The organism is Salinicola tamaricis (genome assembly GCF_003006155.1).
Lineage (GTDB): Bacteria > Pseudomonadota > Gammaproteobacteria > Pseudomonadales > Halomonadaceae > Salinicola > Salinicola tamaricis.
The window spans coordinates 405,635-421,073 of record NZ_CP023559.1; the positions used below are offsets into that span (position 1 = coordinate 405,635).

14 protein-coding genes, 4 pseudogenes and 1 riboswitch are annotated in these 15,439 nt (G+C 65.0%); of the genes and pseudogenes, 10 read left to right on the forward strand and 8 right to left on the reverse strand.

The features are described 5' to 3' along the window. The first annotated feature begins 15 nt into the window (after window positions 1-15). Window positions 16-103, forward strand: a riboswitch (Fluoride riboswitch). 92 nt (window positions 104-195) lie between these two features. Next, window positions 196-573 carry a fluoride efflux transporter CrcB gene (gene crcB, locus CN538_RS01795; protein ID WP_106418361.1) on the forward strand — a complete coding sequence of 126 codons (378 nt, stop codon included), beginning with the start codon at window positions 196-198 and terminating at the stop codon, window positions 571-573. A gap of 19 nt (window positions 574-592) precedes the next feature. Here the strand turns inward: crcB and CN538_RS01800 are convergent, their stop codons facing one another. Then, window positions 593-1,585: an outer membrane protein assembly factor BamB family protein gene (locus tag CN538_RS01800; RefSeq protein ID WP_129591270.1), complete on the reverse strand. Its 993-nt coding sequence runs from the start codon at window positions 1,583-1,585 to the stop codon at window positions 593-595. Between the two features lie 475 nt (window positions 1,586-2,060). Here CN538_RS01800 and CN538_RS01805 point away from each other — a divergent pair, with 475 nt between their 5' ends. Beyond that, window positions 2,061-3,533: a sensor domain-containing diguanylate cyclase gene (locus CN538_RS01805; RefSeq protein WP_106418363.1), complete on the forward strand. Its 1,473-nt coding sequence runs from the start codon at window positions 2,061-2,063 to the stop codon at window positions 3,531-3,533. 78 nt (window positions 3,534-3,611) lie between these two features. On the opposite strand, the pseudogene CN538_RS01810 reads toward CN538_RS01805, so the two are convergent. From CN538_RS01810 to CN538_RS01830, 7 genes and pseudogenes are all read right to left on the reverse strand, one after another. After that, window positions 3,612-4,831: pseudogene (locus tag CN538_RS01810) on the reverse strand (glycosyltransferase family protein). A 141-nt stretch (window positions 4,832-4,972) separates the two neighbouring features. Continuing rightward, window positions 4,973-5,359, reverse strand: a complete 387-nt coding sequence (locus CN538_RS24795; protein ID WP_340638221.1) for an HAD-IIB family hydrolase — start codon at window positions 5,357-5,359, stop codon at window positions 4,973-4,975. After that, window positions 5,332-5,511 carry a hypothetical protein gene (locus tag CN538_RS24800; RefSeq protein WP_340638222.1) on the reverse strand — a complete coding sequence of 60 codons (180 nt, stop codon included), beginning with the start codon at window positions 5,509-5,511 and terminating at the stop codon, window positions 5,332-5,334. Before CN538_RS24800 ends, CN538_RS24795 begins: the two co-directional genes overlap by 28 nt. Beyond that, the gene (locus tag CN538_RS24805; RefSeq protein ID WP_340638223.1) at window positions 5,511-5,819 is read right to left on the reverse strand and encodes a hypothetical protein; all 309 of its coding nucleotides are present in this window, start codon (window positions 5,817-5,819) and stop codon (window positions 5,511-5,513) included. The genes CN538_RS24800 and CN538_RS24805 overlap by 1 nt, the downstream gene beginning before the upstream one ends. 188 nt (window positions 5,820-6,007) lie before the next feature. Further along, on the reverse strand, window positions 6,008-6,931 hold the full coding sequence (locus CN538_RS01820) for a 2-dehydro-3-deoxygalactonokinase (RefSeq protein WP_106418365.1): 924 nt from the start codon (window positions 6,929-6,931) through the stop codon (window positions 6,008-6,010). Then, window positions 6,928-7,614 carry a 2-dehydro-3-deoxy-6-phosphogalactonate aldolase gene (locus CN538_RS01825; protein WP_106418366.1) on the reverse strand — a complete coding sequence of 229 codons (687 nt, stop codon included), beginning with the start codon at window positions 7,612-7,614 and terminating at the stop codon, window positions 6,928-6,930. Before CN538_RS01825 ends, CN538_RS01820 begins: the two co-directional genes overlap by 4 nt. Window positions 7,615-7,830: 216 nt before the next feature. Beyond that, entirely contained in the window at window positions 7,831-8,751 is a 921-nt protein-coding gene (locus CN538_RS01830; protein WP_106418367.1) for a helix-turn-helix domain-containing protein, read from the reverse strand. Window positions 8,752-9,173: 422 nt separating this feature from the next. On the opposite strand from CN538_RS01830, the gene CN538_RS01835 reads away from it, so the two are divergent. The 8 genes and pseudogenes from CN538_RS01835 (at window position 9,174) to CN538_RS01860 (ending at window position 15,419) form a co-directional block, all read left to right on the forward strand. Beyond that, window positions 9,174-10,262, forward strand: coding sequence for an NAD(P)-dependent alcohol dehydrogenase (locus CN538_RS01835; RefSeq protein ID WP_242495471.1), 1,089 nt, complete (start codon window positions 9,174-9,176; stop codon window positions 10,260-10,262). After that, window positions 10,259-10,570 carry a hypothetical protein gene (locus CN538_RS20660; protein ID WP_207233593.1) on the forward strand — a complete coding sequence of 104 codons (312 nt, stop codon included), beginning with the start codon at window positions 10,259-10,261 and terminating at the stop codon, window positions 10,568-10,570. Before CN538_RS01835 ends, CN538_RS20660 begins: the two co-directional genes overlap by 4 nt. After that, window positions 10,492-10,743: pseudogene (locus CN538_RS23945) on the forward strand (sugar ABC transporter substrate-binding protein); the annotation flags it as partial. The gene CN538_RS20660 and the pseudogene CN538_RS23945, both read left to right, overlap by 79 nt. A gap of 92 nt (window positions 10,744-10,835) precedes the next feature. Then, complete coding sequence (locus CN538_RS20665; protein WP_207233594.1) at window positions 10,836-11,690, forward strand: extracellular solute-binding protein; 855 nt, start codon at window positions 10,836-10,838, stop codon at window positions 11,688-11,690. Window positions 11,691-11,978: 288 nt separating this feature from the next. Beyond that, a pseudogene (locus CN538_RS25850) lies at window positions 11,979-12,380 on the forward strand (carbohydrate ABC transporter permease); the annotation flags it as partial. A 205-nt stretch (window positions 12,381-12,585) separates the two neighbouring features. Further along, entirely contained in the window at window positions 12,586-13,416 is an 831-nt protein-coding gene (locus CN538_RS01850; RefSeq protein ID WP_106418368.1) for a carbohydrate ABC transporter permease, read from the forward strand. 64 nt (window positions 13,417-13,480) lie between these two features. Continuing rightward, window positions 13,481-14,245: an SDR family oxidoreductase gene (locus CN538_RS01855; protein ID WP_106418369.1), complete on the forward strand. Its 765-nt coding sequence runs from the start codon at window positions 13,481-13,483 to the stop codon at window positions 14,243-14,245. Between the two features lie 41 nt (window positions 14,246-14,286). Beyond that, window positions 14,287-15,419 (forward strand): annotated as a pseudogene (locus CN538_RS01860) (ABC transporter ATP-binding protein). Window positions 15,420-15,439 lie beyond the last annotated feature (20 nt).

Consider the following 15,439-nt stretch of genomic DNA (forward strand, 5'->3'; position numbering starts at 1 on the left):
CACGGCTGGCTAGAGTAGCCCCCGGGAGATGGCATTCCTCCCGCGGCATGGGCCCAGCCGCCCCGGCCGCAAACCGCAGCCCGCTGATGATGCCTGCCAACGCACCCGAGGTGTGTCCTGCGCAGGCGTCATGCTCCGGCACTTCCCGCCTGCAGGAGACCCCTCGTCTGCCGAGATCGACGAGGAGCGCAACACATGTGGATTTCGATCGCCGCCATCAGCCTCGGCGCCGCCATTGGCGCCAATCTGCGCTGGTGGCTGGGCGCGCAGTACAACGGCTATTTTCTGCACATCCCGCCGGGCACGCTGATCGCCAACCTGCTGGGGGCGTGGCTGATCGGCATGGCCTTGAGCTTTTTCCAGGACTCGTCGCTCAGCGTCGAGTGGAAACTGTTCGCAGTGACCGGGCTGCTCGGCGCGCTGACCACCTTCTCCACGTTCTCTGCCGAAATGGTCACCGCGATCCAGAGCGGGCGCTGGCTATGGGCCATCACCGGCACCCTGGTGCACGTGCTCGGCTCGTTCGCCATGACCCTACTGGGCATCGTCTGCTACGGCTGGCTGCGCCATTGAGTTCGGCTCATCCCTGACCTCACGCCAGCAGCGCCAGCGGCACCACCTGAACGTTGCCGCCGGGCGCCGTGACCACCAGGTGCTCGCCGATGCGCTCGAGGCTGGCCGCCGCCAGTGCCGGACCACCCAGCGCCAGGCGTTGACGTTCGCAGCCCTCCAGCGCATCGATCACCACCAGCTCGCCGCGGGCACTGATGACGTAGAAACGTTCGTTGTCCGCCAGCGGCGCCGCCAGCGCGGGCGGGTGAGTCGCGTCAAGCGCCCCCAGCGCCACCTCCCAGACGTGCTCGCCGCTGGCCGCATCGAAGCCGAACAGGCACAGCGCGGTCGATGCCGCACCAACCTCCCCTACCGCCAGGCTCACCGCCACACGCTCCGTTTCCACCGCCGGACGCGCCGCTGGGCTTGTGGCCACGCCCTCAGGCAGCTCGGCCATCCACAGCACAGCGCGCGTCAGCGGATCGATGCGCAAGAGCCGGGGCGGCTCGGTATCGCTCAGAAACAGCCGGCCCTGATCGTCGAGCAGCGCCGTGGCCAGGTCCACCGGCGCTCCCATGCCGATGCACCCTGTCTGGTGACCATCGTGCAACGACAGGGCGTGAATGGCACGATCACCGCCGCCGACATAGACCTCGCCAGCGTGCAGCAGCGGAAACGGCAGACCACCGCCGGCATAGCGCTGATGCCACAACAACTTGCCGCTATGCAGATCGAAGGCGAGCAGACCGCTGGCCAGGGAGGGCTCCGCGCGGCGGGCAGACGACGACGTTGTAGAGGGATGTCGCTCGGCATAGGCGACCACGCCGACGGCCGGCGTGGTGGTGATACATGCGTGCGCCCAGTCCGGCACCTCGAGCTGCCACAGCAGCGCCCCGGAGACAGACTCGCGCCGCTGCAGAGAGCCCGGCGCCGAGGCATCGAAGCGCGGCGAGGTCGACACCCGTGCGTTATGCCAGGGAACCTCGTCACGGGACGCATAGACACTGATACGGTCATCGGGGGCTGTCAGCACGAACGACGCCCTGTGGTCTATCTCGAGTAAGTGGTCGAACTCGAGTAAGTGGTCGACTTCGAGCGCACTCGCTGCCGTGGGGGCGATCGTCCGCACCTCCGGCGGCGATAGCGCGCGCGGGCCGGTCGGCGTGGATGACGCGACATCTGGCGTTACCTCACCTGCAAGCTTCTGCGCGGGCGGGTCGAAAGCTGCATCAGGCACGGCGAATCTCCTCTCGGGGATAGGACGTGGCCCTGCGTAGGGTCGTTGTTGGCGTTATTCTCACCGGTCTCGACGATTCGTGCCGGTGTTCGACTCCACCCTACTCGCAACCGAGCGACGTCGCCAGCGCGCAGGAGAGGTCGTGACACAACCACCCTGCGCGCTGACTATCGCCCCCATTCAATTACCTTATTTAACTTTACTTAACATAGCGGATATAGTGTAACTCCCCGCTGCTTCGAATCGGCAGAGGCCCAAGGTCAGGTGACGCATGCGGTTACTCTCGAACGCAACGCCAGGACGCCGGCGGCTAGCCTCCAGCTTCGCCCGCCAGGGGCTTCGCCATCTCCTGCTGGTGCTTTCCTGGCTTGCCCTGTGGCGCCTCTCCGCACTGATGGAGTATGCCCCGCATGCCAGCCTCTGGTTTCCCCCGGCTGGCCTGAGCTTCGCCGCCCTGCTCGTGCTCGGCTGGCGCGCACTACCTGGCCTGATCGTCAGTTGTGTGCTGGCCACCTTCTGGGTCGACCAACTCTACGCCATGCACCAGAGCATGCGAGAAATCCTGACGGCCGGCTTGGCCTTCGGTCTCGCCCACTGCGGCGTCTATGGCGTCGGCGCCTGGGTGCTCAGAAGCGCACTGGGTCGCCAGGCCGAGATCACTACCCCGACCCTGGTGCCACTATTTCTGGTGACCGCCTGTCTCTCGGCGCTGGCCGCCACCCTCATCGGCATCGTGTCCCTGGAGATGGCGGGCATGCTGGCCTGGACCGAGCTGGGCGCGATCTGGCTGCCCTGGTGGATCGGCGACATGGCCGGCGTCATCGTGCTAGCGCCACTGTTTTTGGCCATGCTGAGTTGGCGCTACGCCGCGCTCTCGGCCTGGCTCGGCGGGCTCGACTTCCAGTTGCCCCGACGTCCGAGCGTGGCTTTCATCGGCAAGCTGCTGCTGTGCATCGGACTGCTCAGCATCGTGACCCTCGCCGATGCCTACACACGCAGCCCGGATGTCGCTTTCGCCGTGTTCTTTCTGATTATCCCATTGATGTGGATCGTGTATACCGAGAGTGCCTTTCGCAGTGCCCTGAGCCTGGCGCTGTTTGCCTTGACGACCGCGCTGTGGGTGGCGGGACTGAGTCTGGTCGAGCAGTCGATGACCTATCAGTTCGCGCTCTGCGTGATCGCCACCAGCGGCTATTTCGGTTTTGCCGTTCCGGCACTGGCGGCGCGCAACCGCCAGCTCAGTGAGCTGGCGGCGCGCGATCCACTCACCGGGGTCTTTACCCGGCGCGCCTTCTTCGACAAGGCAACCCAGATGCTTGCCGAAGCACGAGGTTGCGGCCGGCCACTCACACTGCTGATGCTGGATATGGATCACTTCAAGCGAATCAACGACGATCATGGCCACGACGTCGGCGATCAGACCCTGATTCTGCTATGCCATGCCGTGCTGGGCCGAATGGCACCGCATCATCTGTTCGGGCGCTTCGGCGGCGACGAGTTTCTGCTGCTGGTGGACAGCGATCTCGACGCCGCGTGCGAGACGAGTGCCAGATTGAAGCATCACATAGCCGGCCTGCGGGTGCCGGGTACCCAGCAGCCGCTCTCGGCCACCATCGGTATCGCCGAGCTGGGCGCGGAAGACACCCTCACCCAGGCTTTTCGCCGTGCCGATCTGGCGCTGCTGCAGGCCAAGCGCGGTCGACGCAGCCAAGCCGACATCCCGCCAGCCGCCGCCAACGGCTGAGCCAGCTTGGACCCCATCACACAGCGGATGGCGCATCCCGCCAGCGCGATATCTCGCCGGCTTCAGTCGTCGTGGTATTCACACGTCGCCGGCATTGTCACGCTCGACGGCTTCGAAAAGCCGATCCTGGAGGTCGGGAATGGCTGCCTGGACCCGGTTCCAGCTGGGAATGAACGGCTTGTCGCGGGGGGATTCGAAAAACGCCGCGCCGGCCTGCATGATGTTGTCGGCGAACAGCTCCACCGCGGCCTCCTCGCTGTGGCGGTCGAGCTTGAGCCCGTTCATCGCCGCGTCATGATCATAGGCCTCGATCAAATCCAGCGCGGTGCGGTAATAGGTGGCCTTGACGGTACGAAAGCTCTCGACGCTCATCTCCACGCCCAGGGTCGCCAGTTTGCGGTACATCGCCTTGGCGATATCCATGCTCATACGGTTGAGCCCGCCGCTCGGGTCAGCCTCGGAGATCGGCTGATGCTTGTGGTCGTAGGCGTCGGCGATATCCACCTGACACAGCCGCTTGGTCGAAAAGTTGCGATGCACCTCCGACAGCACCCCGATCTCGAGCCCCCAGTCGCTGGGGATGCGGATCCCGTCGAGCACGTCGGCACGCATCGAGAACTCACCGGAGAGCGGGTAGCGGTAGCTGTCGAGGTAGTCGAGATAGGGCAGCGGGCCGTAGATCATCTTGAAGGCACGGATCAACGGCGTGACCATCAGCCGTGCGACCCGGCCGTTCAGTTTGCCGGCGGCAATCCGCGAGTAGTAGCCCTTGCAGAATTCATAGTGGAAGCGCGGATTGGCCACCGGATAGATCAGCCTTGCCAGCAGGCCACGGTCGTAGGTGACGATATCGCAGTCGTGCAGCGCCACCGCCTCCGCCTTGCCGGAGGCGCGCACATAGCCCGAGCAGTACCAGACGTTGCAGCCCTTGCCCGGCTCCAGCGGTGCCAACCCCTCCGCCGCCAGCTCCTGGTGCAGCGCCTGCAGTCGCGGGCCGTCGTTCCATAGAATGCGATGGTGCTGTGGCAGGCGGGCAAAGAACTCCCTTGCCTTGAGAAACTGCTCGCGGTCGGCGCGGTCGAGCCCGATCACGATCTCGCTGAGATAGGGAACCTGGCGCAGCTCGTCGACGATATGCGACAGCGCCGGCCCCTCCAGCTCCGAGTAGAGCGACGGCAGGATCAACCCCATCGGGCGCTGGCGCGAGAAGCCCTTGAGGTCGTTCTCCAGCGCCTCTACCGAGCGTCGGGTGAGGTTGTGGAAATTGGTGATGATACCGTTTGGTAGAAATCGCTCATGCCACGTCCTCGTTATTATGGAAGCGCTGAAATAGACCCGTCGAATCGGTCGCCGGAGACGCTTGAAAAGCCAATCTCAAGCTACGCCGAACCCGTTCTGGCCTGCGCACAAGAGCGACCGAGCGCACTCGGCGGCCCACGCTACGCTGGCACTTGCCACCAGTGGGCCACCCCTTCGGCCCAGCCCTGTGGGCCCGGCGCCTGGGTGCGATAGAGCCGCGCATGAGTCAGCGACATCGGCTGGCCGTGATCCGCACTGATGATCACCGCCATGTCGGTGGCAGCGAGCAGGGGGAGATCGTTGGGGCCATCGCCGAGCCCCAGAGTCGGCGGGCGATAACCGCGCAGCGCTTCGAAGCGTGCCAGCAGCCAGCGCACCGCGTGGCCCTTGTCGACCGCCCCCATCACATGCCAGAAACGACCGCCGCGGGTCAGCTGCAGGCCGTCGCTGTCGAGCGTTTCACGCAGTCGTTGCAGTTGGGTGTCATCGCCTTCCCAGATCAGCGGTTCACTACCCTCGCGCACCATCGCCTGGCGTGCCCCTCGGCACTGAGTGCGGTCAGCTCGCGCACCTCCTCGAGCGTCATCTCGCCCATGCGCCGAAAGCGCAGCCCCAGACGCTCGCGCACCACGTCCAGGCGCCGGCGGATGAAATCGACATCCAGACTCGGCGTCTTCACTACCAGCCCTTCCGGCGAAGCCGGATCGCGATCCAGGCGCGCGTGCTGCCAGGCCGGCGGCAGGCCGATGACGGCGCCGTTCTCGGCGATGAACGGGTGTGTTCGAGGGCCAGCTCCCGGCGCAGCGCCAATAGCTCCGCGCGGGTCTTGCTGGTGGTGGGAATCACCGGCACCCCGGCCGCCGCCAGGCGTTCGAGCCAGGGCGCGGCGGGCTGCCAGTCGTAACTGTGATGATCGAGCAGCGATCCATCGAGATCGGTGAAAACCAGCAGGGGGGGCCGCTGCGGCCCGCCAGTCGCGTCACTCATCGCATCCCCCTATCCGCGTTCACGATCGGTCAGCCTCGGTGACCCTACCGCTTGAAGGTAGCACGGATCGTGCCAACGCCAGCGGCACGGCACCATCTGGGCTGCGGCGACGCAGAAAGGGGCTCTTTCGCGCCCCGCATCTCCGGGCGATGCACCAGGATGACGCACCGAGATGGTGCACTTCGGGCTCAGCGCAGCGCGTGGTGCGCCGCGATGGCGAGCACGCCGGCGATGGTGGCGGCGTCGCTGTCGATCGCCACCACCGTCAGCCCTACCTGCTCCAGCGCCTGGGTATAGCTCTGGCGTAGATTCTCGGCGCCGACCAGCAGGACCCGCTCGAGTGCCGGCCGCGCCGCGCGCATGGCATGCACCTCCTCGCCGATCAGCACCCCGGAGAGAAAGCTGCCCACCTGCTCCGCGGCCAGGCCGGCATAGAGGTGTCGGCTGCGGCCTTCGAACAGCGCGTGCAGCACGCCACCGGCGTGGCCGGCGCGGGAGAGCCCCAGCTGGAAGGCAGCGGCGTCGAACGCCGCCTCGTCACGGGCGGGCTCCCCCGGCAGGGTATGGAAACGCACCGCATGGTAGAGCTCGCCGGTCATCAGCGTGGTGAAGTCGGTCAGACGCCCCTGTTCGAGGCGCGCCCACTTGCTGTGGGTGCCCGGCAGACAGCAGTCGGCGCTGTCGACACCGGCCAGCGCCAGGGCACCGAACGCCTGCACCTCCTCGCCCCGCATGACGTCGACATGCGTCGAGGTGACCTGCTTCACCCCTGGCACGATCCAGGTGTGGTCGAGACCAGGCGCTGCGATCACCCGATCGGCGAGCTCGGCGGCGGCCACCGGCAGCTCCAGCTGCGGCGCTTCGAACCAGCCACGCTGCGAGCCGACCATGCCGGCGAGATAGATCGGCACCGGCTCGCTTCCCTCGCCCGCCCCGTCCGCGCGCCAGTCGCTCACCTGCGCGGCGCAGTAGTGCGGGAACTCCTCCCGCGCCAGTGCGCGCAGGCCGGAACTCGAACGCCGCGTGTCGAGCGTGCGACCGCTGGCGGCGTCGACCAGAAAGGCGCGGAAGTTGCTGGTTCCCCAGTCGACGACGATCAGCCGCTGGCTCATGCGTCGGCCTCGCGCTCCAAGGCTTCGGCCTGCTGCGCCACCTCGCGCAGCCGCTGCCACTCGGCGACCAGCGCCCGCGCGATCTCGCCCACCTCGGCGGCGTGGCGTCCGGGCTTGTAGAGATTGCTGCCGAAGCCGAACCCGGCCACCCCATGGGCATGCCACTCGGCCATGTTGCTCTGCTCGATCCCACCGACCGCCAGTACCGGCAGACCTTTGGGCAGAATGGCGCGGATATCCTTGAAGTAGGCAGTGCCCAGACGCGCCGCCGGGAACAGCTTGAGCGCCGTCGCGCCCGCCTTGGCCGCGGCCAGTGCCTCGGTCGGCGTCATGCAGCCGATCATCGGCGCCAGACCATGAGCGACCCCGGCCCGGATCACCTCGGGATCGCTGTTGGGGGTAATCAGCAGTGGCGCGTCCAGGCCGGCGAGGTGCTCGGCATCCGCCGGGTCCAGTACCGTCCCGGCACCGATCACCACATCCGCCGGACAGCGTTTGCTGATGGCCGCGATACTCTCCCAGGCGCGGGGCGAATTGAGCGGAATCTCGATCAGCTTGAAATCCGCCGCGACCAGCGCATCGAAGACGCCGTCGACCTCTTCCGGCGTGATACCGCGCAGGATCGCCACCAGCGGGCGCTCGCGCAGCGCCGTCTCGAGCGCGAACTTGCGTGTCTCTTTCATCTCTCTCTCCTCGTTGCCGCCCGGTTATCACGCCGGCATTGTCCTACACGGTGCATAGCGCGTCGTGTAGGACAATGCAGTTAGTATGTCGTACATAGGATTCAGCAATCCCCCCCGCGCGCCTTCATACTTTGGTCGGCCATGCCCGACGTCCGCGCGCCTAAAGATCCGACACCGGCCGGCCACATTCAGAGAAGACGGCAGCGCCAGGGGCCATCATGCGATTTGTCTGGCGCGCTTCGACATCGAGCCCATGGCCTCATGCTGGTACTGGCTAGGGGTCATCCCCTTCTGTTCACGAAAGTGGCGATTGAAATTGGATAGATTGTTGTAGCCGACCTGAAAGCAGATATCGGCGATGGAGAGCCGGCCTTCGAGCAGCAGCCGGCAGGCATGGCCGATACGGATTCGCCGTAGAAAGGCCACGAAGGTATCCCCCGTCGCCTGCTTGAAGAAACGCGAAAAGCCCGAGGGAGACATGCCATGCCGGGCGGCCAGCGTCGACATGCGCAGCGCTTCGTGGAAGTGATCGTGGATATAGCGCAGCACGGCGTCGACCTGCGCCGAGGAGACACCGCTGGCCCCGGGGCCATAGCCACGCCCGGAGAGTGTCCGATAATCGCTCTGCGACAGGCTGCGCAGAATCGCCAGCATGCTGAGCAGCCTGCCGGCATTGTCCTGCTCCCCCATCTTGATCAGCAGTTCACGACAGCGGGCCGCTTCCTCACCGCTGAACTCCACGCCCCTCGCCGAGTCCTCGATCAGCGGCGACAGGCAATTGAGCTCGGGACAGAGCACCATCATGTGCTCGAGCCACTCGCCCTTGAACTGCAGCACGACGTCGCGCCCTTCGATCAGCGGCCGGGCTTCATCGGGGTCGCTGAACCAGGCATGCGGAATATTGGGCCCGACCAGCACCAGATTGCCCGGCGCGAAGCGACCGATATAGTCGCCGACGAAACAGTGCCCCTGCGAATAGCGGATGAGATGCAGTTCGTATTCAGGATGGTAATTCCAGCGTGCGAGCGGCGCGGGGAAGTCGTGACAGTGCCAATAGAAGCTGAATTTCGGATCCTGGCTGATGCTTTCGAAGACAGGGGCACCCAGCGGGGCATCATTGAGCGGCGCAGCGATCATCGGTATCAGTGCCTCGGTCGGCCAATACGGTGCATGATGTCCATCGATGAATGACCCACAACAGACAGTCGGTCATATCGCTCGACTGGCGATAGGCGCCCGCCCCATGGGCCGCTAGCGACGCCTCTGTCGACCCCTGACTATCCTGAAAGGAATGGGAGCGGCAGACTTTTATACTTTGGTCACGGCCGCCCTTCCAACAGCGACCACCCCTCACCGAACGAGCCCTTAAAATAGTTTAAAAACAACAAGATAGAAAATACCACAGCAAGCCCTGCAAAAAGTATCAGCCACTCGAAAATTACAGCCTAGCCGCTTTTCCCGCCTAACGCGTAGCGTCACTGCCAAGCCGGTGGCGAGTCGAACCGGGCCGATAGAAGGCCGGCTCTCGCCCGTTTCCCCTACGACCTGAGAAGCGCGCCATGAAAGCCAGAGCCCTGGTACTGGAGAAAAAACGCGAGCTGTCGCTGCGTGAGATCGAACTGCCGGATCAGCTCGGCCCCGATGACGTACGCGTACAGATACACACCGTGGGCATCTGCGGCAGCGACGTCCACTACTATACCCACGGCCGTATCGGCCCGTTCGTGGTGGATGCGCCCATGGTGCTCGGCCATGAGGCATCCGGCGTGGTAACCGCGGTCGGCAGTAACGTCCGCCATCTTCAGGTCGGCGAACGGGTATGCATGGAACCCGGCATTCCCGATCCCACCTCGCGAGCCTCCAAGCTGGGCGTCTACAACGTCGACCCCAGCGTACGCTTCTGGGCCACCCCGCCGGTGCACGGCTGCCTGACTCCGGAAGTCATTCATCCGGCAGCCTTCACCTTCGCCCTGCCCGACACGGTCTCCTTCGCGGAAGGGGCGATGATCGAGCCGTTCGCCATCGGCATGCAGGCGGTGGTCAAGGCGCGCATGCAGCCGGGGGACGTCTGCGTCGTCACCGGCGCCGGGCCGATCGGCCTGATGGTCGCGCTGGCGGCACTGGCGGGCGGGGCCAGCGAGGTACTGGTCTCCGATCTGGTCGAGGAGAAGCTGGCGATCGCCGGGCTACGCTGGCATTACCCCCGTCAACGTCTCACGCGAGTCGCTGCGTACGCGGTCGCCAAGCGCTGCGGCCAGGACTGGGGCGCCGACGTGGTGTTCGAAGCCAGTGGCAGCCCCCGGGTCTATGACGAAGTGCTGGCCTGTGCCCGACCCGCCCGGCAGATCTGCTGGTCGGCATGCCGGTGGAGCCGGTCACCTTCGATATCGTCTCGGCCCAGGCCAAGGAGCTGCGCATCGAGACGGTGTTCCGCTCGCCCAATGGTCTATGACCGGGCGATCGACCTGATCGCCTCGGGCAAGGTCGATCTCAAGCCGCTGATCAGCGAGACCTTCGATTTCGAGCAGAGCATCGAAGCCTTCGAACGCGCCGCCAGCTCGACCCCAGGACGTCAAGCTGCAGATCACGCTCGATACCTGAATGACACTAATACCAGCACGCAATCCACCAGAGGCAAACAACAATGACCCAGTTCAAGCGTCGCGATATATTGAAGGGAATGGGCGGGCTCGCCGGCCTGTCGCTGATGGGCGCCGGCGCGCTGCGCACCGCCCTTGCCCAGGGAATGGCCAGCGATGAAGCCTGGAAACAGGCCAGCGGCACCACCATCCAGTTCATCTCCGAGAACACCCGCCGACGACGGCGATCGCCGCCAACCTGGACGCGTTCAAGTCGCTCACCGGGATCACCGTCAATATCACCGAGATGCAGCTGGGGGCACTGGTACAGAAGGTCGCGCTGGACTTCGGCGCCGGACGCAGCGCCTACGACGTGATCTATGCCGACCCCTATCAGGTGCTGGCGCCCTATCATCGTGGTCTGGTGGATCTCAATACGTTCATCAAGGATGGCCAGCAACCGGTCGTCCCCAAGGGCATCGAGGACTTCATTCCCTCGCAGTTGGCCGCCGCCGGCCGTTTCGAGAAAGCGGATGCCCTGTACGCCCTGCCCTACGATTGCCCGACGATGATCTGGATCTACCGCCGCGATCTGTTCGAGAAGTACCGCGACCAGATGCAGCAGGATCTCGGCTTCGACCGATGCCCACGGACGACACCACCTGGGAACAGTACTATCAGATCGCCGCGTGGTTCAGTGACGGCAACGCCAGCGAGGTCAAGTACGGCACCGGTCACCAGGCTCAGCAGTACGATTCGCTGATGTGCGACTTTTCCAACGTGCTGTTCGCCTACGGCGGTAACTACTTCGCCAATGGGCAGCAGATCGGCCTTTACGGCACCGACTCGCCCGGCGCCTGCCAGTTGACCAGCGATGCCTCGCTCGAAGCAGCGCGCTTCTACCAGAAGCTGTTGAAGGTCGCCCACCCCGGCAGCACCAGCTGGGACTGGACCGGCGTTGCCAACGCCTTCCAGAACGGCGAGTTCGCGATGATGCCGGAGTGGCACGAGTTCGCCGGCTCGCTGGAGAGCTCGGATCTCAAGGGCAAGATCGGCTATGCCCCGCTGCCCAAGGGCCCCGCACGCAGTGCCAATCTGTGGGGCGGCACCGGAATCGGCATCAACGCCAACGCCTCGCCCGAGAAGCAGAAGGCAGCGTGGCTGTTCCTGGTCTGGGCGACCTCGCCGCAGACCCAGTTGATGGGGCTGAAGAGCAAGGTCGGCGGCGGCACGCCGACACGCCAGTCGGTCTACGACATGCCCGAGGTCAAGGCGGCCAGCAAACCGCCCACCGACATGCCCAACATGCTCACCGCGGATACCATGCTGATCGCCTGGCAAGACGATCACATCGGCCTGCGACCCAAGATTCCCCAGTGGAACGAGGTCGACACGGTGATCTTCACCGAGCTCTCCAAGATGCTCGCAGGGCAGATGTCTCCCGAGGAAACCATGCAGAGCGCCAAGCAACGCATCGATCGCATCGTGGGGGCGTGACGCATGGCGCTGGTGACCGCAAGGCCCGCACCACGGCGGCAGAGGTTCGAGCTGGCGATGATGTCGCCAGCGCTCGTCCTGCTCGCCCTGATCACGCTGGTGCCGTTCTTCTCGATCATCTGGATGAGCTTCAACGACGTCAGCCTGATGGGCGGGCTGAGCATGACGTTTTCTGGCCTCGACAACTGGCAGCGGGTGTTCACCGACCCGGACATCCGCGCCAGCTGGCTGATCAGTCTGGTCTACTTCCTGTCCACGGTGGGCCTGGAGATGCTCATCGGCACGGTGATGGCGCTGCTGGTCTACAGCCTGAGGCGAGGCAGCAACATCATCATCTCGCTGCTGCTGATTCCGATGTTCATCGCCCCGGTGATCGTCGGCCTGCTCGGACGCTTCATGCTCGACCCCAGCCACGGCCTGTATGCCTGGATACTCAATGAAACCGGCCTGTTCGACGGCAATATTCTCGGCAGCGTCGGCTCGGCGATGGCCGCGGTGATTCTGATGGATGTGTGGGAGTGGACGCCGCTGGTGGCGCTGATCGTGCTGGCCGGACTCACCTCGGTGCCGGAAGACACCCTGGAAGCGGCCGAGATGGACGGCGCCAATTATCGCCAGAAACTGCTCTATATCATCCTGCCGTCGATCTCCAACATCCTGCTGGTGGCCCTGCTGATCCGCGCCATGGACGCGATTCGCTTCTTCGCGATCATCTTCATCACCACCAACGGCGGCCTGCGGACTCCACCAAGATCATTCCCATCAGGCTCTACGACATCGCCTTCCGCTTCTTCGACCTGGGCTACGCCGCCGCCGTCGGCATTACCATGCTGGTGTTCTCGATTCTGGTCGCCAATGCGTTCACGAAGCTGCTCAAACGCCGGGAGAATGCCTCATGACCCCCGCCAAGCGCTGGCTCCCCTTCACCTTGAAGATCGCCCTGCTGACGCTACTGCTGCTGTGGACGCTGGTCCCGATCCTGTGGATGGTGCTCTCTTCGTTCAAGCCCAACAGCATCATCACCGCCAATACGCCACGGCTGCTGTTCACCCCGACCCTCGAGCACTACGCCACGCTGTTCAGCGGTGGCAACAGCCTCTGGCCCTATCTGACGAACAGCCTGCTGATCGCCGGCACCTCGACGTTGATCGCCGTGGTCCTCGGCTGCATGGCCGGCTTCGGGCTGTCGCGGATCCGGATCAAGGGCAAGCAGCACCTGGCGTTCTGGATCATCAGCACGCGCATGGCGCCGATCGCCGCCGTCATCGTGCCGCTGTATCTGCTGTTTCGTTACCTCTACCTGCTGGACACCCACCTCGGCCTGATCGTCGCTTATCTGAGCTTCAATCTGCCCTTCGCCATCTGGCTGATGACCGCGTTCTTCGACGACCTGCCGCCCGATCTCGAAGAGGCGGCGATGATCGACGGCGCCACCAAGTTCCAGGCATTTCGCCTGGTCGTACTGCCACTGATGACCCCGGGGCTGGTGACCACCGCCATCCTCTGTTTCATCTTCGCCTGGAACGACTACGCCTTCGCTCAGACCTTCTCCGGCCCCGGCACCCAGACCATCCCCATCGCCGCGGCGCAGTTGCTGACCCAGACCGGCATCGACTGGGGCAAGCTGCTGGCGATCGGCACCATCGTGGTCTGCCCGATGGCGATCGCCGGGCTGCTGGTCAAGCGCTGGCTGGTCAAGGGGCTGACCCTGGGCGCCGTCAAATGAGCACCATGCCGTCACTGAGACGGCAGAAGTCCCAGCCACTCCGACACCCCACAGGGAGAGACGCATGAATGTGATGTCGCAGTTCGATCTGAGCGGCAAGGTCGCCGTGGTCACCGGCGGCAACGGCGGGCTCGGCGAGGCGTTCGCCCAGGCACTGGCCGAGGCCGGCGCGAAGGTCGCCATCGCCGCCCGTGGACATGAGCGCAGCCTGGAAGTGGTCAAGGCGCTGACCGATGCCGGCCACCACGCCATGGCCGTGGAGGTCGACATTACCCAACCCGAGGCGGCGGATGCGCTGCTCGACGAGGTGGAAGCCGGCCTCGGCCCGGTCGATATCTTCCTCAACAATGCCGGCGCCTGCCAGCATGCTCCAGCGCTGGAGGTCACCCCCGAGCGCTGGCGCGATATCTTCGATATCAATGTCCACGGCCTGTGGTACTGCGCCCAGGCCGCCGGCCGAAGAATGCAGTCGCGCGGTGGCGTGATCATCAACATCGGCTCGATCTCGGCGATGATCGTCAATCGCCCGCAGATGCAGCCCGCCTACAACGCCTCCAAGGCCGCCGTGCACCAATTGACCAAGTCGTTGGCCGCCGAGTGGGCGCCCTACGGCATCCGCGTCAACGCGCTGGCCCCCGGTTACGTCAAGACCGCGATGGCGCCAGTCGACGACCCACGCTTCAAGCCGCGCTGGATCGACGATGCGCCCATGCAGCGTGCTGCCACACCGGCAGAGCTCGGCCCCACCATCGTCTACATGGCCAGCAACGCCTCGAGCTTCATGACCGGCTCCATCGTCGTGGTGGATGGCGGCTACACCCTCTGGTAGCCGTCACTCATGACGGCGCCCATGGCCATCAGGAAACCACCATGGCAACGCTACAACTCAACGACATCGTCAAGGACTTCGCCGGCACGCAAGTGATCAAGGGCGTCGACCTGGAGGTCAAGGATCGCGAGTTCGTGGTCTTCGTCGGCCCCCCGGCTGCGGCAAGTCGACCCTGTTGCGTATGATCGCCGGGCTGGAGAGCGTCTCCAGCGGCGACATACTGATCGACGGCCAGCGCATGAACGAGGTCGGCCCGGCCGAACGCGGCCTGGCGATGGTGTTCCAGAGCTATGCGCTCTACCCGCACATGACCGTCGAGGACAACATGGGCTTCAGCCTGCGCCTGGCCGGCGTGGACAAGGAGCAACGCCGTCAGAAAGTGCTAGAAGCGGCGCGCATCCTGCAGCTCGAGAACCTGCTCGAACGCAAGCCCAAGGCGCTCTCCGGCGGCCAGCGTCAGCGCGTAGCGATCGGCCGCGCGATCGTGCGCAACCCCAGCATCTTTCTGTTCGACGAGCCGCTGTCGAATCTCGACGCCGCCCTGCGGGTGCAGATGCGCATCGAGCTGGCGCGCCTACATGAAGAGCTCGACGCCACCATGATCTACGTCACCCACGATCAGATCGAGGCCATGACCATGGCCGACAAGATCGTGGTGCTGCAGGGCGGCATCGTCGAGCAGGTAGGCTCGCCGATGGCGCTCTATCACCATCCGCGCAACCGCTTCGTCGCCGGCTTCATCGGCTCGCCGAAGATGAACTTCACCGACGTCGAGGTACACGACGTCGACCCCCAGGGCGTCCTGGTGCGCCTGCCCGGCGGTGGCGAATCACGTATACCGGTGGACGGCAGCGGCTGCCAGGCCGGCGACATTGCCACTCTGGGCATCCGCCCTGAACACCTGGTTCTGGATGACAACGGCCCGCTGACGGGCGAGATCGTGGTCATCGAGCGTCTCGGCGGGGTCACCTCGCTCTACGTGCAGTGCTTCGGCGAAGAGTGGATTCTGGTCACCGACGGCGAGGTCTCCCACCGCGTGCGCGACAGCGTGCGTTTCGGCTTCGCCCCCACCCGCGCGCACCTGTTCACGGAGGATGGCCTGGCCCTGCCCCACCTCGAGCGCCATCCGCTGGTCAACGTCGAGCGCAAGGAGAACCGGGCCGCCACAAGCTGACACCCCTGACGAAACGCCGA